The 20,942-nt window shown below is 44.2% G+C and carries 17 protein-coding genes; 3 read left to right on the top strand and 14 right to left on the bottom strand.

Going from position 1 to position 20,942, the window contains the following annotated elements; all coding sequences use genetic code 11:
- Nucleotides 1-3 precede the first annotated feature (3 nt).
- From ilvD to D2U88_RS15510, 5 genes are all read right to left on the bottom strand, one after another.
- Entirely contained in the window at nucleotides 4-1,680 is a 1,677-nt protein-coding gene (gene ilvD / locus D2U88_RS15535) for a dihydroxy-acid dehydratase (protein WP_119641444.1), read from the bottom strand.
- A 353-nt stretch (nucleotides 1,681-2,033) separates the two neighbouring features.
- Nucleotides 2,034-2,873: a 5-oxoprolinase subunit C family protein gene (locus D2U88_RS15525; protein WP_119641442.1), complete on the bottom strand. Its 840-nt coding sequence runs from the start codon at nucleotides 2,871-2,873 to the stop codon at nucleotides 2,034-2,036.
- Entirely contained in the window at nucleotides 2,866-3,600 is a 735-nt protein-coding gene (gene pxpB, locus D2U88_RS15520; RefSeq protein WP_119641441.1) for a 5-oxoprolinase subunit PxpB, read from the bottom strand. Before pxpB ends, D2U88_RS15525 begins: the two co-directional genes overlap by 8 nt.
- The gene (gene pxpA / locus D2U88_RS15515) at nucleotides 3,597-4,340 is read right to left on the bottom strand and encodes a 5-oxoprolinase subunit PxpA (RefSeq protein WP_119641440.1); all 744 of its coding nucleotides are present in this window, start codon (nucleotides 4,338-4,340) and stop codon (nucleotides 3,597-3,599) included. The genes pxpB and pxpA overlap by 4 nt, the downstream gene beginning before the upstream one ends.
- Complete coding sequence (locus tag D2U88_RS15510; protein ID WP_119641439.1) at nucleotides 4,341-5,537, bottom strand: Nramp family divalent metal transporter; 1,197 nt, start codon at nucleotides 5,535-5,537, stop codon at nucleotides 4,341-4,343.
- 181 nt (nucleotides 5,538-5,718) lie between these two features.
- On the opposite strand from D2U88_RS15510, the gene D2U88_RS15505 reads away from it, so the two are divergent.
- Complete coding sequence (locus D2U88_RS15505) at nucleotides 5,719-6,162, top strand: hypothetical protein (RefSeq protein ID WP_119641438.1); 444 nt, start codon at nucleotides 5,719-5,721, stop codon at nucleotides 6,160-6,162.
- Here D2U88_RS15505 and D2U88_RS15500 read toward each other — a convergent pair.
- Nucleotides 6,159-6,569 (bottom strand): hypothetical protein, encoded by a 411-nt coding sequence (locus D2U88_RS15500; protein ID WP_119641437.1) that lies wholly within the window; start codon nucleotides 6,567-6,569, stop codon nucleotides 6,159-6,161. The genes D2U88_RS15505 and D2U88_RS15500 overlap by 4 nt on opposite strands.
- Before the next feature lie 275 nt (nucleotides 6,570-6,844).
- Here D2U88_RS15500 and D2U88_RS15495 point away from each other — a divergent pair, with 275 nt between their 5' ends.
- The gene (locus tag D2U88_RS15495; RefSeq protein WP_119641436.1) at nucleotides 6,845-8,272 is read left to right on the top strand and encodes a M20 family peptidase; all 1,428 of its coding nucleotides are present in this window, start codon (nucleotides 6,845-6,847) and stop codon (nucleotides 8,270-8,272) included.
- Between the two features lie 4 nt (nucleotides 8,273-8,276).
- On the opposite strand, the gene D2U88_RS15490 is transcribed toward D2U88_RS15495, so the two are convergent.
- The 6 genes from D2U88_RS15490 to D2U88_RS15465 form a co-directional block, all read right to left on the bottom strand.
- Entirely contained in the window at nucleotides 8,277-9,812 is a 1,536-nt protein-coding gene (locus D2U88_RS15490) for a YifB family Mg chelatase-like AAA ATPase (RefSeq protein WP_119641435.1), read from the bottom strand.
- Nucleotides 9,813-9,932: 120 nt separating this feature from the next.
- Entirely contained in the window at nucleotides 9,933-12,326 is a 2,394-nt protein-coding gene (locus D2U88_RS15485) for a penicillin acylase family protein (RefSeq protein WP_119641434.1), read from the bottom strand.
- Nucleotides 12,327-12,395: 69 nt separating this feature from the next.
- Nucleotides 12,396-14,375 (bottom strand): protein-disulfide reductase DsbD family protein, encoded by a 1,980-nt coding sequence (locus D2U88_RS15480; RefSeq protein ID WP_119641851.1) that lies wholly within the window; start codon nucleotides 14,373-14,375, stop codon nucleotides 12,396-12,398.
- Nucleotides 14,372-15,679, bottom strand: a complete 1,308-nt coding sequence (gene tilS, locus D2U88_RS15475; protein WP_119641433.1) for a tRNA lysidine(34) synthetase TilS — start codon at nucleotides 15,677-15,679, stop codon at nucleotides 14,372-14,374. The genes D2U88_RS15480 and tilS overlap by 4 nt, the downstream gene beginning before the upstream one ends.
- Nucleotides 15,680-15,701: 22 nt before the next feature.
- Entirely contained in the window at nucleotides 15,702-16,988 is a 1,287-nt protein-coding gene (locus D2U88_RS15470) for an anthranilate synthase component I family protein (protein ID WP_119641432.1), read from the bottom strand.
- A 6-nt stretch (nucleotides 16,989-16,994) separates the two neighbouring features.
- Nucleotides 16,995-17,528 (bottom strand): NADPH-dependent FMN reductase, encoded by a 534-nt coding sequence (locus tag D2U88_RS15465; RefSeq protein ID WP_119641431.1) that lies wholly within the window; start codon nucleotides 17,526-17,528, stop codon nucleotides 16,995-16,997.
- A gap of 130 nt (nucleotides 17,529-17,658) precedes the next feature.
- On the opposite strand from D2U88_RS15465, the gene D2U88_RS15460 reads away from it, so the two are divergent.
- Nucleotides 17,659-18,855, top strand: a complete 1,197-nt coding sequence (locus D2U88_RS15460) for a heparan-alpha-glucosaminide N-acetyltransferase domain-containing protein (RefSeq protein WP_119641850.1) — start codon at nucleotides 17,659-17,661, stop codon at nucleotides 18,853-18,855.
- A gap of 65 nt (nucleotides 18,856-18,920) precedes the next feature.
- Here D2U88_RS15460 and lpdA read toward each other — a convergent pair whose 3' ends face one another.
- Nucleotides 18,921-20,324 (bottom strand): dihydrolipoyl dehydrogenase, encoded by a 1,404-nt coding sequence (gene lpdA, locus D2U88_RS15455; protein WP_119641430.1) that lies wholly within the window; start codon nucleotides 20,322-20,324, stop codon nucleotides 18,921-18,923.
- Nucleotides 20,325-20,467: 143 nt separating this feature from the next.
- Entirely contained in the window at nucleotides 20,468-20,926 is a 459-nt protein-coding gene (locus tag D2U88_RS15450; protein ID WP_119641849.1) for an Lrp/AsnC family transcriptional regulator, read from the bottom strand.
- Nucleotides 20,927-20,942: the final 16 nt, after the last annotated feature.

Here is a 20,942-nt window from a genome sequence, read left to right as displayed (position 1 = left end):
TGGTTAGAACGTATCGGTTACACAACCTTTGGATGCCGAAGAAACCATTTTGGCGTATTTGTACAAACTGCCCGATTTCACCTTTAACTCCGGTTGCACCCAAGCCTTTCTTCGCTGTTCCAATTCTTCATCAGAAATATTGATGTTGATGGTGTTCTTGACCGCATCGATGGTAATCTCATCACCATCTTTCACCAAGGCGATACCACCACCCACTTGAGCTTCTGGGGAAACGTGACCTACCACGAAACCGTGTGATCCGCCTGAGAATCGTCCATCCGTAATCAGGGCGACATCTTTACCCAATCCGGCACCCATGATGGCCGATGTAGGCTTTAACATTTCGGGCATGCCGGGAGCACCTTTGGGTCCTTCATATCGAATGACCACCACATCGCCTTTTTTGACCTTTCCAGTATGGATACCTTCGTTCACTTCAATTTCACCGTTGAAAACTCTTGCAGTTCCCGTGAAACTCAATCCTTCCTTGCCCGTAATCTTGGCTACGGCACCTTCGGTTGCCAAATTGCCATACAGAATCCGGATATGCCCTGTTTCCTTGATAGGCTGTTCCAAAGGCTTGATAATGTCCTGGCCTTCTTCCAAATCGGGAACATCCAATAGGTTTTCTGCGAGAGTTCTACCGGTAACCGTCATACAATCTCCGTGGAGCATGCCTTTCTTCAACATGTATTTCAAGACGGCTGGCACTCCTCCAATTTTATGAAGGTCTTCCATCAAATATTTTCCACTGGGCTTTAAATCGGCCAACAATGGTGTCGATTCGCTAATACGTGTAATGTCTTCCAAAGTAAAATCTACTTCCGCGGCATGGGCAATGGCCATAAAATGCAATACGGCGTTTGTAGAGCCTCCCAAAACCGTTACCAACCTAAAGGCATTTTCCAACGCTTTTTTGGTCACGATGTCCTTGGGTTTTAAATCCATTTCCAATAGGTTCAGAATGGCTTCCCCGGCAGATTCGCAATCAGCACCTTTAGCAGAATTCACCGCTGGAATGGATGAATTAAAGGGCAATGACATTCCCATCGCCTCAATGGCAGAAGCCATGGTATTGGCCGTATACATTCCTCCACAAGCTCCCGCACCGGGACATGCCTTGTGGATCACCGCCTTGAATTCGGTCTCATCAATGGTTCCCGCCACTTTTTGACCGTAGGCCTCAAAGGCGGAAATGATATCCAATTTCTTATTGTTATGGCAACCTGGGGCTATGGTGCCACCGTATACCAAAATAGAAGGTCTGTTGAGCCTTAATTGGGCCATAAGGGCACCAGGCATATTCTTGTCACAGCCCACCACGGTCACCAAGCCATCATAGTACATGGCCTGCATCACGGTTTCGATGGAATCAGCGATAATATCCCTGGATGCCAAGGAGTATCGCATTCCCGGGGTTCCGTTGGAAATCCCGTCACTCACGCCAATGGTATTAAAGATGAGTCCCACCATATTGGAAGACTCCACTCCTTTTTTAACCTCCTTGGCCAATCCGTTCAGGTGCATGTTACAGGGGTTTCCCTCATAACCTGTACTGGCTATTCCAATAAATGGTTTTTTTAGATCATCATCATTGAGCCCTAACGCGTGCAACATGGCCTGGGCGGCCGGTAGCGTTGGGTCTTGGGTCACACTTTTACTAAACTTGTTCAGTTCCATTGTCAAATTTCATTCAAATACAGAATTCCGCTGAATTTATACAGTCAATCAAAGATAGATGTTTAAAAAGCCTTAGATTTTTAACAGTTTCGGCCTATTTAAATCCATTTGAAACATAAAATATACAAAACTCTGTTTTTCAGTTATTTACATCAATTCAAAATCCAATATTCAATTATTTTCTTTATAAAGAAAAAGGGCCTGTATCTAAATGGATACAGGCCCTTTTTTGTCAATAGCAAGTCTGTATCATTCCAGATTTGGAATAATGATGACCACGCCGTTGACCAGGTTATTTCTTTTCATGCTTCAATGTTACAAAAAAATATGTTGGATTCCAGCAGAAAAAACAACTAAAGTAATTTAAAGGTGAACTTGTCCCCGTGTTTCTTTTGGGCCAAAGTACAAATGGATTCTTCGGAAAGTTGCAGTATTCTGGGGTAGCCTCCCGTGGTCTGGCCATCCTTCATCAGAATGATCAAACGTCCTGCCGGTGTCAATTGTATGGTTCCAGGCAAGGTTCCGGACGTCAGCATGGAATGGGCATGTCCCTCGATCAGTTCGGATAACTGATAGGCCATTCTGTTGTTTTCTTTGGATATCGTGAAGGTTTTGGTGAATATTGCGGATAGTTGGGCGTCTGATAGTAGTTCAAATTCCGGTCCTTTGTACACTTCCAGATAATCCTTTAGAAAATGATCATCAATTTTTACTTCGGAAATAAGGGGTTTAAAAGAAATGTTCTTGGTGAATAGGACTTCATCCCCATCCTTGAGTCTTTTTGTTTTGGTCACGGGCACAAACTGGGAACGGCTACCTAAGACTTTCTCGGTCTGAAAACCGCTCTTGATGGCCAAATACGCCCGAAAACCGTTCTCTAATTTTCCATAGGACAAAATATCACCTTTGGACACCTGTACTACCTGATAGTTTTCAATGGGTTTGTTATTCAAGGTCGCAGAGATATGGGCTCCGGAAAGACAGATAAAAGTAGGCTCATCAAATTGCAAGGTAGGCCCGGTCATGGTGATTTCCATAACCGCTGCATTGGGGTCGTTCCCCAACAAAAGATTGGCCTTTTTTACAGAATCCACATCCATGGCACCAGAAACGGGCACACCGATATCACGATAACCATATCTGCCAAGGTCTTGAATGGTCGCAAAAAATCCTGATTTGAGCACCTTAAGCATGTAGCACCACTTTTTCGGGTTTATAAATACCTACTTCGGCCTCTATTTTATGGAGTTCGTATTCGGCTTTGGATATTTTATGGAATTGGATCTTGTCCCCCACTTTTACAAAACAAGGTTCCTTTAAACTGGGGTTGAACAAAGGAACGGGGCAGTTGCCGATGATATTCCACCCCCCTGGGGATTCCTGGGGATAAATGCCCGTTTGTTTCCCTGCCAAACCAACCGAGCCCTTGGCAACTTGCAAACGTGGTTCCGATCGTCTGGGGATTTCCAGAGACTTTGGAAGACCTCCCAAATACATAAACCCGGGTAAAAAACCTATGCCATATACCACATATTGGTGAGACGTATGTTGTTGGATGAGTTCCTCAACGGACAAGTTTAAGGTTTTGGAAACTTCTTGTATGTCTATTCCAAATTCCAAATCGTAACAAACCGGGATGGTCCAAAGGTGTTGTACCCTACTAGAAGTGCTTTTAGCCTGTTCGGCATGGCAGTCCAGAATCATTTTTTGGGTTTCCTCAAAATCCAGATGGTCGTTGTTATAGACCATGGTCAAGGAATTATAGGCTACGGACATTTCCCAACCTGGAATTTTGAGCGCCTTGAAGGCTTCCATAAAATCGAGGATATCGGCCAAGATAGACTCTTTTACCTCACTGGGCCATTCTACTAAAACGGCCCGCTCTCCAAAGGGTTTGATGCTGATGGGGTAACTTTTCACTTTTGTATTTGCACCTGATGTTTGGGTAATTCCCGTGAAAGATACATTAATATTTCCAATGCCGAAGCGGTATCGCCATGCACGCAAAGGGTGTTCGCTTCAATTTTATGGAATTCGCCGGAAACCGTCTTCACTTTTGCATCTTTTATAACAGGTAGCACATGAAGCAGAACTTCTTTCGGCTCTTGAATCAATGCATCTTTATTTTTTCTGGACACTAGACTTAGGTCTTCATTATAATTTCTATCGGCAAAAGCCTCATACCATATCTTAAAACCCATTTCCGCAGCCATATTCGCAACCAAGGAACCACATGGCACATACAGAATTGCATTTTGCCTATATGCTGAAATGGCTTCCAAATACATTTTTGCCAACTCCCCATCTTTCGCGGTTTGATTGTACAATGCCCCATGTGCCTTTATATGGTGAAGGATGGCTTTTTTTCGGCCCAGAATGCCTTCGAATGTTTGGAGCTGATCTCTGATACTTTGTATCAGCACCTCATTTGGAATATCCATGACTTCCCTACCAAAATTCTCTTTATCGGGATATGATGGATGTGCTCCTATCTTAACACGATGTTGAAGAGCTAAATCCACCACTTCGGACATGCTCTCCTCGTTTCCTGCATGACCACCACAGGCAATATTACACGAACTGATATAGGGAAAAATTTCGGTTTCATTGCCGATTCCTTCCCCTACATCACAGTTGATATCGATCGCAAATTGTTTCATCTAAAGGGTCCCCATGACTTTTAAGATACTTTTCGTTCCCAAGAAGATGGCAAAAGCCACTATGGCCATTCCCAAAACATTCTGTAAAAGGGTGTTTCTGTTTTCTCCCATAACCGCTTTTTTGTTCACTACCCACAATAACAAAAGTGCCATTACCGGCAACAAAACACCATTGGCCACCTGAGCAAATTGGATGACTTGGATGGGCTTGATGTCAAAAGACAAAAATATTATCCCACAGAGTAAGACAAATGCCCAAGTGAATTTGAATCTTTTATCCTGCATGCCCCCTTCCCATCCAAAACAACTACTGGCCACATAAGCGGCCGCCAAAGGAGCCGTAATGGCAGAGGTTACTCCAGCCGCCAAAAGCCCGATGGCCATGAAATAGAGTGCCATTTTACCGAAAAGGGGCTCCAATCCTTTAGCCATATCCATGGCATTGTTCATGTCGGAAATTGGGGCGGCGGAAGCGGTGATCAAAATGGCCATGGACACCAATCCACCTAAAGCGATGGAAATGATGGTGTCCCATTTCACGACTTTCAGATCACTTTGTGACTTCCATTTTTCACGCACTAAGGATGCATGCAAGAACAAGTTATAGGGTACCACGGTAGTGCCTACCAAGGCCACCACGGTCAACAGGCTGTCTTGCGGGAATGACGGTACAAACATCCCTTCCAAAATACGGGATAGGGAAGGTTTGGTCATCAAAGCACAAATGATGAAGCTCACTCCCATTAAAGCAACCAAGCCCACAAAAATTCTTTCCAATACTTTATAATTGCTGAACCACAGCAAGCAGAAAATGGCAATACCAATCAGGGCAGGAAAAAAAGGCCTCATTTGGGGGTTGGGGAAAATCTGTTCCAGACCCAATGTGGCCCCTCCAATGTTTCCTCCTTCATATGCCGCATTACCTATCAAAATGGCTCCCAATACCACGGCAAGGACAGCATTACGGACCCATGGTGTCCGCAATTGTTCTCGGACCACATCGACCAAGCCTTTCTGGGTCACCAATCCTATTCTTCCTGCCATTCCCTGTAGTACAATCGTAGCAATAATGGATATCAACAGGGCCCAGATCAGGGCGTATCCGAATCGTGCTCCGGCCAACGTACACATGGCTATGGTTCCCGGTCCTACAAAGGCTGCTGCGACCAGCACCCCGGGTCCTATTTTTTTCAACATAAATGGGTTGGTTTAGGGTGTTGAATTTAACAGGATATTAGGACAAACCATGTATTTCATCCAAAAAAATGCATTTCGTCTAAAAGTGGGGTGTTTTACATCGACTTTTTATACGATTTTAAAAATGGCGAAGTTATAATAGTCCCAAATCGAACTTTGACCTTAAACTTGGCAAATACTTATGACATGTAAGGATTGTGATAAGAGTATTGATTCCCATCAGTACAAGACTTCTATGGAGTCTTTGGGAATCCACTTGTGCGACCGTCATTCACGGCTCATTAAAAAAGTAATTCTAGATAACAACACTCCATTGGAGGCCATCCACCTCTTTTACGCCTTGAAGGAAGCCGGAGCCCATCCCATGTTGGAATGGTGGGACGGCAAACGATCCGTTGACATCGCCATTTCCCGTGTAAAGCTCAATATTGAGATAGACAAGGATTATAACATGATTACCCATGAACAGGCCATCAACGACCTAGAAGATGCCATGCATTCGTTCAAAAATGGGTTCACCACGATCCGGATCCCCCATTTGGCCATCAAATACTATTTAGAGGAAACCGTTCAGAACATATTGGGCATCATCTCAGGACTCAAAGCGAACATCAAGGCCATCTAATTGCAGAATTCTACCTTGTTGTTCTTTTTGGTTTCCTTGTACTCCAAAATACTGATACTAACCGGGTCTTCCCCTATGTTTTCCAAATCGTTGACATAGTCTTTGCCCCTGTTTTCAAAGTATTCGGTATCGCCTGGATTCAGTTTGAACATATCAATTTTCCCGTTCCCATAGCGAGTTATCACCAAACCTCCTGTTGGGCATACCCAACCATAGTTGGTATTGTGTCTTCTAAAAGGAATCCGCTCTCCCGGAGCTAGATACAGATCCCATAGTTTAACACTTTCATTTTCAAACACCAGTCTATTGCTTAAAGACTCTGTTATTTCTTGATGCAGCAACTCATCGATCTTCTCCTGTTCCCATGGGTCAAAGTTGCCCACTGGGTTCAATTCCACACATTGCATTCCAATAAAATTTCAAAAAAGAGCGGCAAATGTATATCATAACAATCTCAATACCAGATCAGTGTAATCATTTAACGTATTTTTTACACTTGTAAGCCTTAAAGGGGTTTCAATTACCAATTTGAACAGGAAAGCCTTAAAATTTTGGGGTTTTCAAAAACAAACCTAGATATGGGCTTCCGTTTGACTTTTTTATCTAATTTGTCGCCAAGTGTATCATCTTCAGAAGAATTCGACACACTTTTCAATTTGAATCCAACTAAACCATCTCAAGAATGAAAAAATTCCTTTTCGTGCTCCTAAGCCTTATCATCGTATTGGCCGCCGTCTTAACTTTTAACACCCTTTCCCTTACCTCCAAACAAGTCGCACCTGACCCCTTGCAAAAAATGGAGTTTCCTGCAAATGCATATCAGCATCTATCCAAAGCTGTGCAGTTCGAAACCATTTCTTATAGTGAAGATGCTATTCCCGATTCCACGGCATTCAATGGTTTCCACCAGTTTTTGCAGGAGACCTATCCATTAATCCATGAAAAACTTACATTAGAAAAAATCAGTGATTACAGCTTACTTTTTAAATGGGAAGGTTCGGATACATCAAAAAAGCCCATCATCCTCATGTCCCACCAAGATGTGGTCCCCGTGGACCAGCCAACCCTTTCCGATTGGGAGGCCCCACCATTTGCCGGGAAAATCACCGATACCCATATCATTGGCAGGGGCACTTTGGATGATAAAAGTTCCTTGATGGCCTTGATGGAATCCATTGAAACATTGCTAAAGGAATCCTTCACCCCTTCCCAGACCATTTATTTGGCCTTCGGACATGATGAGGAACTTGGTGGCTCTAACGGAGCACAAAAGATTGCCGCCTATCTTAAGGAAAAAGGAATCCATGCGGCCATGACTTTGGACGAAGGTGGACTTTTGGCCGAGAACATGGTCCCTGGGTTCGATAAGACCATTGCCATGCTGAATTTGGCGGAAAAAGGGTATGCTTCCTTTAACCTGATCGTGGAAACCAAGGGTGGTCACAGTTCCTCCCCTCCAAAGGACAACACTTTGGGGATGTTGGCACAGGCCATCGTGGATTTGGAGAACAATCAACTGCCCTATAAACTGGTCAAGCCCATTGATTACCAATTTGAATATATGGGAGCCGAAATGCCTTTTTTCAAAAAAATGGCGTTTGCCAATCCCTGGCTTTTTAAAGGACCGGTCCTAAAGGCTTTGAATGCGCATACCACAACGGCCCCCACCATTGTGGAAGGAGGCGTAAAGGACAATGTGATCCCGACGGTGGGCAAGGCCACCATCAATTTTAGAATTTTGCCCGGGGAAACCATAGCTTCTGTGAAGGAACATATTGAGAAAACCGTTGGGGACAAAGTAAAAGTGGAACTGGCAGGATTTGCCGTAGATCCCTCACCAGTGTCAGGAATAGATTCCGAAGCATTCAAAACGTTGGAAAAAACCATTCGTTCCGTATTTCCAGATGTGGTAGTCGTGCCCGGTTTGATTGGCGGTGGCACCGATGCCCGCTATTTTTATGGGGTTTCTGACGATGTGTACCGTTTTTATCCCATCCGCATCAGTCCAGAGAGTTTTTCCCGTTTTCATGGCATTGATGAAAAAATCAGCAAGGAAAATTACAGGGAGATGGTCGAGTTTTCATATCAAATGATCAAAAAATTCAATTGAGCCTTTAACCCAGCCAACCTTCCCTGTCCAAGCTCCGGTATTGGATGGCTTCGGAGATATGATTTTCATTTAAATGCCCTTGACCTTCCAGATCGGCAATGGTTCGGGCCACCTTTAATATTCGATCATAGGCCCTTGCGGAAAGGTTCAAGCGTTGCATCGCACTTTTTAAAAGCGCCTTTGAGGATGCATCCAGCTTACAGAATTCCCTGATGTGCTTGGTATTCATCTGGGCATTGTAATGCAGGTCCTTGATGTCTTCGAACCTTTTGGTCTGAAGATCCCGAGCGGCTTCTACCCGCTTTCGAATTGCCACACTGCTTTCCCCTTTCCTATCATCGGATAGTTTTTCAAAGGGAACCGGGGTCACTTCAATATGGATGTCGATACGATCCAACAAAGGCCCGGATATCTTCCCCAAATACCGTTGCATCTCGGCCGGTGAAGAAGTGACCGGAGCATCTGGATCATTAAAATATCCTCCCGGACTGGGATTCATACTGGCCACCAACATGAAACTGCTCGGATAGGTCACCGTATATTGCGCCCTTGCAATGGTCACCTCCCGGTCTTCCATGGGTTGGCGCATCACCTCCAAAACCCTGCGTTCAAATTCGGGGAGTTCATCCAAAAACAATACACCGTTGTGTGAAAGGGAAATCTCACCAGGTTGTGGATAGCCGCCCCCTCCTACCAAGGCAGCGCTACTGATGGTATGGTGTGGACTTCGGAACGGTCTTTGGCTCATCAATCCCTTGTTCTTCACCTTGCCCACCACACTATGGATTTTGGTGGTTTCCAAAGCTTCATGCAAGGTCATGGGAGGTAAAATGGAAGGCAATCGTTTGGCCAACATGGTCTTTCCCGCCCCCGGTGGACCTATCAAAATGATATTGTGACCTCCGGCCGCTGCAATCTCCATACAGCGTTTAATACTTTCCTGCCCCTTTACATCGGCAAAATCGAATTCGGGTAAATCCAAGTGATCATAAAATTCTTGGCGCGTATTCACGATGGTTTCTTCCAAGGGAATACCTTGATCAAAAAAGGCAATGACTTCTTTGATGTTTTCCACACCATACACTTGCAGTCCGTCCACAATGGCCGCTTCTTTGGCATTTTCTTTTGGAAGGATGAATCCCTTGAATCCTTCATGCTCTGCCTTTATGGCAATGGGCAACGCTCCCTTAATGGACTGCAAACTGCCATCCAGCGAAAGTTCCCCCATAATGAGATAATTGTGTATGTCCTCGGACTTTATCTGTTCTGAAGCGGCCAATATGCCCAAGGCCAAGGTAAGGTCATATGCAGAACCTTCTTTTCTCAAATCGGCTGGCGCCATATTGATGGTAATCTTTTTGCCGGGAATTCGGTACCCATTGTTCTGCAAGGCTGCCGCTATGCGGAAATTACTCTCTTTGATGGCGTTGTCCGGAAGTCCGACCAGATGATACCCTACCCCTTTATCTATGTTGACCTCTACCACAATAGTGGTCGCCTCAATGCCAAAAACGGCACTGCCATACACTTTTATAAGCATTCAGAAAATTCTTGAAGATTGCGTCCCCAAAAATTAACTTTTACAGATTGGTTTAGGTGGTCAGATTGACGAATGCCCCATTTTGGATTGACACAAGTGCTTTCCGAATTTGTGGAGGGATTACTTTTTGGTAAAGGTAAGTACGGATTCCGCCGTTTCCTGAATTTCCTGTTTGTTCATCATCATCTTTCGGAACTTACCCTGCACATACATTTCAGCTTGATCTTTGTAATGCTTGCTGAACGGATTTCCCGATTGGCCCGTGGGCAAAATGCTGATGCTGTTTTCCACATCTGAAAAATCCACGATTCGGCGTGTGGATGGCCCTGAACTTACTTTGTAATAGCCTGTGCTATCATACGGAAAGGAGAGGTTGTTGATGACTTCGCGGGTGCCTTCCACAGGAAATGGGCCCACATTGAAATATTTTCGTAACGACTCCACTTTTCCAAAAGGATGCTGGTGTTCCAAGGTATGTACTTTGTCCCAGGTCCATTGGCTTGGATCTGGTCCCAAATCTTTTACCAAGGATTGCCAAGCATCCGCAAAGGACTTCATGACGATATCCTTTCGGGTTTCCACTACATCTTTAGTATTTACGTTGTCCCACCATTTTCCATTTTCCATTTTGGCTCCCCAAGCAATCTGCCGTTTAAAAAGGTGGGTGCCCAAAAACTCGTTGAACATCTCGGTGCCCAATTCGTCCTCCATCGTATTTTTTACCATAAAATACTCACAGCGATGAAACAACGTAGGGCTTGTACTGTTCAAGGTGTACTCCCCATTCCAATTTTTAAGGGAATCGACCAGAACCAATTGTTCCGTGGACAAATGGGATACATCGAACAGCTTGATCAACTCGGTTACCAGATCGGTATTTACGGGTGAGGTAACGTCCAAGATCATTTCGGAAAAGGATTCCTTATCCCAATCATCTTTGGCATCCAACAACTGTACAATCCTTTTGGCCCTGTTCTCTGGCAAATAATAACCAGGATACAACATTCCTGCGATGGAATCAGGTTGGTTGTTCGCGGAATAGACATAATGCCAAGGCGGATTCACGGCACTTGGGTTTTCTGAAAAGTCGAGGTAGCGTATGGGTTCATCCTTGCCCGAAGTACCATCCAAAATAAATTTGGTGGAGACACTATCCGGCATCTGGTATAATTTGGCGGTGGCCCACCAACCCACATTGCCTTTGGCATCACCATACATTACATTGAGCCCGGGAGCATGAATCTTGGGAAGGGCACTCTGGAATTCCTCCAAATTGGTGGCATGGCTCAACCCGTACAAGGCATCCAAAACTTCGTTCTTGGGCTTGGTATATATCCACGACATGGCAATGGGCCGTTCCCCTGAAATTTGGTCGGCAATATCATTCATGATAGGCCCATGTTGCGATTTTTTAAAGGTAAAGGAGACATCCTCCCCATCTTTTACCTTGATGGTCTTCGTGACATATTCGAATGGCTTCCAGCCCTCTACTGTTTTGTATTGGGTTGAATCTGCTGGATTGGCCTCTTCGTAGTAGAAATCGATATCATCGTTCTCGAACATGGTCAACCCATAGGCCAGATTTCTATCGTGGCCTAACAAAGGAAAGGGAACCCCTGCCAAATGATAGCCATACTTTTCGTAGGTCGGGGTAACCACATGGGCTTCATACCAAACCGAAGGTTGGGCAAACCCGATATGCGGGTCGTTGGCAAAAATAACCTTACCATTCTTGGTCTTCTCGGGGGAAACTACCCAACTGTTGCTTCCTTCAAAAAGAGGAACAGGCAGATTCTCCAGTGCCGCCGTAACACTTGCTGTGATATCGGTTCCCAAGGAATCGGTCTTTATCCCATGATAATTTTTTATCCACACGGTCGAAGTGTCGGAATCGATGGCAAGGTCTTTCATATATTCGTCCCCCAACTTATCCCGCATACTGGTGAGCAAAGGGTCTGTTTTGTGGGCCATCGCAAAACTAAAGGCCATATATCCTACAGCATTGTATACATCTTCTATGGAAAAAGGTTCCTTATCAATGCCTGTCAGATAAAATTCTATAGGGGTCGGGCCATTTTTGATAAAGTCGTTGATGCCATCCAGATAGGCTTGGGCCATTATTGCTGTCTCACTATTCTTGTCCAAGTTGGCAACCGTTTGTGCAGACTGGTCATCAATGCCCAGGGAAAGAAAAAATTTATCCGTCTTTACAAAATCCTTTCCGAAAACCTCTGCAATCCTACCCTTGGCCACCCTTCGCAACAGTTCCATTTGCCAAAGCCTGTCCTGCGCATGCACATAACCCAATGCCTTTAGTGCATCTACTTCATTTTCTGCATAAATATGGGGGATTCCATAAGGGTCGAAATACACATTGACTTCACCTTCAATGCCGTCCAATGTTTTTTTGCCGCTATAATCAGGTTTAAGGGAATTAATAAAAATGGCAATGGCAATCACCAAAAGCAGAAGTAGTCCCGCAAGGATCAGAAGTACTTTTTTAATCTTTTTCACGAAGTTGTGGTTACGTCAATTAGTCACTCTAAGGTATAACTAATTTCCAACTCCCGTGAAAAATATTCATTATTTGTTAATGGAGAGTTGATGCTTTTCCAAACCGGATTTCAACCATTTTTGATAGGTTTCCACATCCACGTATTGCACCGCATCGTTCAGGATTTCCAGATCTGGGGTCATCAACACGTAATAAGGTTGTGATGCGGCGTTGAAATTCACCGTCTGGAAAGTACCCCATTTTTGCCCAATGTTCTCAATGGATTTGATTCGTCCGGAATCAAATTTGAAATCGAATTTTTCCCCTTCGGGAAGCTCCTTTCTATCATCTACATAAAGCGAGATCAATACGTATTCATCCTTAAGGATGGGATACACGCTGGCATCGCTCCAAACATTCTCTTCCATCTTTCTGCAATTGACGCAGGCCCAACCAGTAAAATCGAGTAGAATGGGCTTGTTCACCTCTTTGGCATAAGCTACACCTTCCTCAAAATCCTTGAAACAATCCAATCCCAACGGGCAATCGCTCTCGGTTTCCACCACGCTGTAAAAACTTGGTGGAGGGAACCCGCTCAACAATTTCAAATCGGTGACATGGAACAGCCCAAGAACCAAATAGACAGAGAAGGCAAAACTTAAAAGCCCTACCATCTTTCTTGCAGGTGAAAGGTTTTTTCTGGGACCATCATGTGGGAAGCGGAACACCCCAAAGAGATAAAGGGTCATCAAAATAAACAACACTACCCAAACCCCAATAAAGATCTCCCTTTTGAAGACGCCCCAATTGCCTACCAAATCCGCATTGGACAAAAATTTGAAGGCCAAGGCCAGTTCCAAAAAGCCCAACACCACTTTCACGGTGGTCATCCAACCGCCTGATTTTGGCAAGGAATGCAACCAGGCAGGGAACATGGCAAACAGTGCAAAAGGCAAGGCCAAGGCCAACCCGAATCCGACCATACCCATGGTCAAGTTGGTGGCCACATTACCTTCGGCCAAAGTGGTACTGCCCAAAAGCCCCCCCAAAATGGGGCCCGTGCAGGAAAACGATACAATAGCCAAGGTCAACGCCATAAAAAAGATGCCCAATCCCCCTCCTACTTTGGATGAAGCGGAATCCATCTTATTGGCCCAGGAACTTGGCAGGGTGAGTTCGTAATACCCAAAGAATGAAAAGGCAAAGAACACAAAAATGACAAAGAAGAACACGTTGAGCCAAATGTTGGTGGCGATGGTGTTCAAAATCTGCGAGTCCACCGAATTGAATAGGTGAAAGGGCAAACTCAGCAAGAAATAAATCAAAACGATAAAAAATCCATACAAAACCGCATTACCGATTCCCTTGGATTTGTTCTGCGACTGTTTGGTGAAAAACGATACCGTCAATGGAATCATCGGGAATACACAAGGGGTCAACAAGGCAATCAAACCTCCCAAAAAGCCAAGCCCGAAAATCATCCAAAGGTTTGATTTGCCTTCAGAATCCACCAAACCACCCTGATTGAGCAGTTCTTTGTTCTTCAAATCCAGTTTGAGCGATTCGCCAAGGGCCACACTTCGGTCATCTAAGGTTTTGGTGTCGCCTACAAAGGCACTTCCATCCAACGAAATCTCAAAAACCTCATCTTTTGGAATACAGACTTCCTTGCAAATCTGATAAAACAAATTGACGGAAATCTGCCTCACATCCGGTTTTAGGAGCTTTATTTTTTGGGTGAATATGGCCTCTTTTTTAAAGAAGGTCTCTTCCACCTCGAACACGTCACTATACTCCTTTATCGTTTCACTTTCCTCAGTGCTGCCTACCAGTTCATAGTCCTCGCCCGCTTTTTCAAAGGTGAATTCGCTAGGCAAGGAACCACCTTCGGCGGTATACTGCGAATATACATGCCAACCGTCCATGATCTTGCCTTTAAAGACCAATTCGTATTCTGTGTCCGATAATTTGTGTACTTCATGGCTCCAAACTGCGGGATTGGCATCCGTTTGTGCAAACAGGGTTAGATTGATGAAGAATAAACCTAAAAAAACTTTCAATACTCTCATGAAATCCATGTAATCTTTACTATTTGTCGGGTCGAATCATCAACCCTAAATCGTTCATCGGCCCTTTTGCCCACTACCCAAACAATTTCATTGTCCGAGCACAACAACCATTGCTTTTCCTTGGAAACGACATCTATCTTCTCATCCTTGAAAAACTTGGACAACTTTTTCTTGCCTTTCATCCCGAAGGGATAAAAATAGTCGCCTTTCTCCCAATTTCTTAACACCAAGGGGAAGTTTAACTTATCCTTATCCAAAAATATGGCATTGGTTAATGGTTTCGTCACACTGTCCATCTTTTCCATGGTCAATTTAATGGGTTGTTCGAGCATGGTGTCCTTATCAAAGACAGGGAAATGGTCATTTACCCTAGTTTTTAATTCGGAAAGAATCAAACAATCGCGATCTTTGACCAATCTATGGGTATTGGAAAGCACTTCCTTGCCGCTCATGGAGGTCAATAGTCCATGGACCGCTTCCCAATCGGAAAAGCCGAACCCATGGAACAAACCGTAGAGATAGGCTTCCAAGGGCTGTATCTTTTGCAAATCGGCCACATTGACCTTGATTGTACCATCAACTTTTTGGAACAATCTGTTTTTGACCTCTTCCAAATGATTGTTGACCAAGTCACTGGTCTGATGCAGATACGATTGGGTCTGGATAAAATTCTGGACAAATGTTGGATGCAATTCCTTCAACTTGGGAACAATCCCATGCCTGATTTTATTCCGAAGGTATTTGGATTCCGAATTACTGCTATCTTCCCGCCATTGAATGTTTTGTTCTTCAGCATAGGCAGCAATCTCTTCTCGAGTGAAAATCAACAAAGGCCGCACTACTTTTTCGTTCTGCTCCGGAATCCCCAAAAGTCCTTCCAAACCGGTACCCCGGGAAAGATTGATGAGAAAAGTCTCCAAGTCATCATCCAGGTGATGGGCCGTCAGCAAATAAGCAAAGTCCTTTCCCCTCAAAAGGTCGTTAAACCATTGATAACGCAACTCCCTGGCCGCCATCTGCATCGACCCCCGATAATCCTTTACATATTCCAAGGTGTTGAATGCTTCCACCAGTACCTCCACATCCAATGTCTCAGCCAAGTTTCGTACAAATACCTCATCCCCATCGCTATCGGCTCCACGCAATTTAAAATTGCAATGGACCAACGCGATGTCCAAACCTGCTGACTTACACAAATGCGCCAACACCACACTGTCCACCCCGCCACTACAGGCCAGCAACAGCTTTTTTCCTTTTAGGAAAGGGAATTTGGCATCGATTTGGTTTTTGAATTTGGACAACATGTCGCAAAATTACGAATAAACCTCAGCCTTTTTCCAATACTTTGCGCATGGCCTTGGCTTTCAACAAACATTCTTGGTATTCCTTTTCGGATTCCGATTTTGAGGTGATGGCACTGCCCACGGAAAAGGAAACATATTTGTTCGCTTCATTGTACAAAATGCTTCGGATGACCACGTTGAAATCAAAATCACCATTGGGAGCAAAATAGCCTACGGCCCCACTGTAGAGTCCACGTTTTGTCTCTTCCAAATTTTCGATGATCTGCATGGCAGATATCTTTGGCGCCCCTGTCATACTGCCCATGGGAAAGGTTTCCTGGATCAATTCCACTGGGTTTTTATCCATGGAAACCATTGAAACGATGGTTGAGATCATCTGATGCACTTGTTTGTAAGCGTACACTTTGCAGAGTTCTTCCACCTGTACACTTCCCTTTATGGCACTTTTGGAGAGATCATTACGGACCAAATCGGCAATCATGATGTTTTCCGCCCTTTCTTTTTCATCCAGCGCCAAGTCGTTTTTAAGTTTCAGGTCTTCTGTTTTGGTCTTTCCGCGAGGAGCGGTTCCCTTTATGGGTTGGGAAATGACCTTTTGCCCCATTTTTTTGAGATAACGTTCCGGGGAGGCGCACATCAAATACCGTTCTTTTAACTTCATGAAAACTGCGAACGGCGGCTCGGAGATGGTGTTTAGTTTTTGATAGACCATTATGGGGTCGATGGTAATATTTTCCGCATAAAATTCCTGACAAAAATTGGCCTCATAAATGTCCCCTCTGTGGATGTGCTCCAAAAACCGGTTCGCTTTATCAAAATAAGCGTCTTTGTGAATTCGCATTTTAATTTTCACAGGCGGGCCATCGGGTTTTGAAGACTGATCTGAATGAATGGAAGCAACAATTTGCTCAGAATCCGATTCAATTTCATTGCTGTAATCGTCCAAGTATTTAAAATGAAGCTCATCATCCTTCAAAATGATGATTTTTTGGGGCTGGAAAAAATATAGTGATGGAAAACCCAGGCCATCCGCATTTTCAGAGGCCAAATCCTCCAATTCATTCTTCAGGTCATAGGAAAAATAACCAAATAGCCAATCCTTGGTTGTGTCCAGATAAGAACTGACCATATCAAATGTTGTACACTTTCGTTCCTCTCCAATGGCCAGACAAGCTTCAAAAGAGGAATATTGATCGTGATGCCCATTACTGTCCAACCAAACCACCTGCTCAAAGGGTTTGGACCATTGCAGCAAAGCATTTTTGGTCCCGGAAATAGATTTGACCTGAAAAGCGCGATGGGTCCGCAAGGCGAGCTATTTTAAGGATTCCAAAAAAGTCTCCAATGCGGCTTGGTGTTCAGATTTTAAAGTGGCATCCAAAATACCATCATCTGAAAAATTCTCATAAAAAGAAGGTAGTGAAAAAGTCGTGATCACTTCCCCGCCGAAACGTGGCAATAGATTTTCAATCACGGTCAGTGAACCTTTGGCACCTCTTTTTCCTCCGGAGGTGGACATGAGTAAAACCTTGGTGCCTTCCAAAAAATTCCGATCCAAGCGAGACAACCAATCCAATACATTTTTAAAATACGCCGAGGGATTCCCATTGTGTTCATTGACGGACAGAATCAGGCCTTCACATTTTTGGATATCGTTCTTCAATTCTACCAATGCATTGGAATATCCTTTTTGTTTTTCCAAGTCCTCACTGAACATGGGAAAAGGGTAATTGGCCATGTTTAATACCTGAACCTCATGTTCTTGCACCAAGGAAATGGTAAGTTTTACCAATCTAAAATTAATAGAAGTGGAAGAATTGCTTCCAGCAAATGCCAATATTGCAGCCATACCCGAAAATCGTTGATTGTTTCGCTAAAATACCCCAATTGCGGATCAGAAGCGAGTATTTTGCATATTTTTGACCCGCGAAGCATCCAAACCTACTGCTAAACAAGTATATAGGGTAACAGTTGACCGAATGACAGCCAAGAACAACAGGTTATTTTTTATTGATGCCATGCGCGCATGGGCCATTTTGATGATGCTGCAAGGGCATTTCATCGATGGACTACTTGACCCTATTTTTAGGGATACTACAAATCCCGTATACAATATTTGGCTGTATTTCAGGGGAATAACCGCTCCGGTCTTCTTTACCGTTTCCGGTTTTATTTTTACTTTTTTGCTCATCAGGGTACCCCAAAAAGGCATGGACAACCCTAGGGTTGCCAAAGGTGTGCGCCGTGGTTTACAACTATTGCTCATTGGGTATTTGCTCCGATTGAACCTTTTTGGTTTGTTCAAAGGGCAATTGTACAATTCCTTTTATTTAGTTGATGTGCTCCATTGCATCGGCCTTTCCATATTGGGCGTCATTGGTGTATATCTGCTCACTATCAACAAAAAAAAGTATGTTTTTTCGTCGGTACTGATAGGGATTACCCTATTGCTTTTTCTTTTTGAGCCCATCTATAAACAATGGACGTTCTCGTTCTTACCTGATTTGGTCGCCAACTATTTCACCAAAGCCAATGGATCGGTGTTCACCATCATTCCTTGGTTTGGGTATACGGCCTTAGGAGCCTTTATCTCGGTTTTGTTCACAAGATATAGGGAATCCAAATATTTGTTTCCTGCCGCCATCTCCATAGCAATAACAGTAGGTTATCTGTTGATCTACCAATCCTCCAGAATGTTCGATGGCCTTTACAATGCAACAGGATTGGAATTGTTCAAAATGATTTTGGCCAACAATTATCTCTTCATTCGTTTAGGGAACGTATTCATCGTATTTGCGGTGTTTATGGTACTTCGCCAATTCATGACCAACAAAACCGTTTTGAATATTGGCGCCAGTACCCTTTCCATCTACGTGATCCACTTTATCATCCTGTATGGAAGTTTCACAGGTTTGGGCCTTTACCGTTTCTTTAACCATTCCCTGGCCCCTCAGGTGGCTATCCCTGGAGCATTGGCCTTTATGACGGTCTGTACCTTTTTGGCATTGAAATACAACCAATACGAAGCAAAAATCAAATCACAGATCAGTTTGGGGTTTGCTACTGCAGTATCCCAACTCATGGATTTCAAGGAAGCCTCCGTCCCTGTTATCCGCGAACTTTCCATCAGGGGAAGGCTTGTATTGAGAAGGTTTTTGCGTACCGTCCGCGGATAGATTCCACAAAAAAAGCATCCAGTCCGAAAACTGAATGCTTCGTATTATTTCATTTCTTTTAAATCTTAGATATGCAACGCCCTATCATCCGTTGCTGCCAATGCTGCTTCTTTTACAGCTTCTGCAAACGTTGGGTGGGCATGGCTCATCCGTGAAATATCCTCGGCTGAAGCCCTAAACTCCATGGCGGTAACACCTTCAGTGATCAAATCCGCACAACGAGCACCGATCATGTGGACTCCCAATACTTCATCGGTCTTTTTGTCCGCCAAGATTTTCACGAAGCCATCCAAATCCATACTGGCCCGGGATCTACCCAAGGCACGCATAGGGAATTGACCCACTTTGTACTCTACTCCTTCTTCCTTCAATTGCTCTTCGGTTTTACCCACGGCGGCAACTTCCGGCCAAGTATAGACCACTCCAGGAATCAGGTTATAATCGATATGTGGTTTTTGACCTGCCAACAGTTCGGCGACCAAGGTTCCTTCTTCTTCCGCTTTATGAGCCAACATGGCACCTTTGATTACATCACCAATAGCGTAAATGTTGGAAACGTTGGTCTGCAAGTGAGCGTTCACTTCCACTCTACCCCTGTCGTCCATTTTTACACCGGCCGCTTCAAGGTTCAATCCATCCGTGTAAGGTCTTCTTCCCACACAAACCAAGCAATAATCACCGGTCATGGTCACTTCATTGCCTTTTTTATCATCAGCTTTTACGATGACCTCATCTCCTTTACGCTCCACTGATTTCACTTTGTGCGAAAGGTTGAACTGCACCTTTTGCTTCTTCATCACCTTGGTAAGCTCTTTGGAAAGCGCACCGTCCATTCCGGGAATGATACGGTCCATGTATTCAACCACCGTAACTTCGGCACCAAGGCGTTTGTACACCTGGCCCAACTCCAGACCAATGACCCCGCCCCCGATTACGATCAGGTGCTTGGGTACTTCTTTTAGTTTCAAGGCCTCCGTAGAAGTGATGATCCGTTCCTTATCAATTTTAATAAAAGGAAGGGTAGATGGTTTTGATCCCGTGGCAATGATGATGTGCTTCGCCTCAATGGTCTCTTGCCCGTCCTCTTTGGCTATGTTGATGTGCGTGGCATCTTTAAAGCTACCAACGCCATGATATACATCGATTTTGTTCTTGTCCATCAAAAAGTCGATACCCTTGGTGGTCTGATCCACCACTCCTTGTTTGCGGGCAATCATTTGTGCCAAATTCACCTTGATCTCACCAGGAATATCGATTCCGTGCTCCTCAAAATGTTTTACGGCATCCTCGTAATGGTGGGATGAGTCCAAAAGGGCTTTGGATGGAATACAACCCACGTTGAGACATGTTCCGCCCAAAGTGGCGTATTTTTCGATTATCGCAGTTTTCATTCCCAATTGGGCACATCGAATGGCCGCTACATAGCCTCCAGGTCCGGAGCCGATGATAGCTACATCATATTGATTCATATTGAATGATTTGTAAGGATATTTTTGTAACTGATCTGTTCATAAAAAACAGTTGTAAAAATACGAATGTTTTTCGGGATCGTCCCATCAATTGATTCTGAAATACATCAATTTCGCTGATATGACAAATACATAATCCCCTGTTAAATATGAACGGAAGGAGTGTTTTTCACTTCATTGATCACAAAGGAACTCTGGGTGTTACCAATATTATTGATGGCCGTGAGTTTGGTGATCATGAACTCGCGATAACTCTTCATGTCCTCCACATTGATTTTCAGAATATAGTCGTAATCACCACCCACGTGGAAACATTCCGACACTTCTTCCAGCTTTAGAATCTCGCGTTCAAAGCGTAAAACGTTCTCCTTGGTATGCTGTACCAATCGAATATGGCACAACACGGTAAAGTCCCGATTGACCTTGGACTTGTCCAACAGCGCAACATAACCGGTAATGACACCGGTTCTCTCCAAGCGACGAATCCGTTCGTACACTGCGGTTTTGGATAATTGCAGTGCATCTGCATATTGTTTTGTGGTCTTTTTGCAGTCCTCCTGCAGCAAAGCCACCAATTGTTTGTCCAAAGCATCCAATTCCATCATGAAGATTTTTCTA

Origin of the sequence: Flagellimonas aequoris (assembly GCF_003584165.1) — a bacterium.
Classification (GTDB): domain Bacteria; phylum Bacteroidota; class Bacteroidia; order Flavobacteriales; family Flavobacteriaceae; genus Flagellimonas; species Flagellimonas aequoris.
The sequence above is the reverse complement of the archived record's forward strand: the minus strand, read 5'-3'. Positions and strand labels throughout refer to the sequence as shown.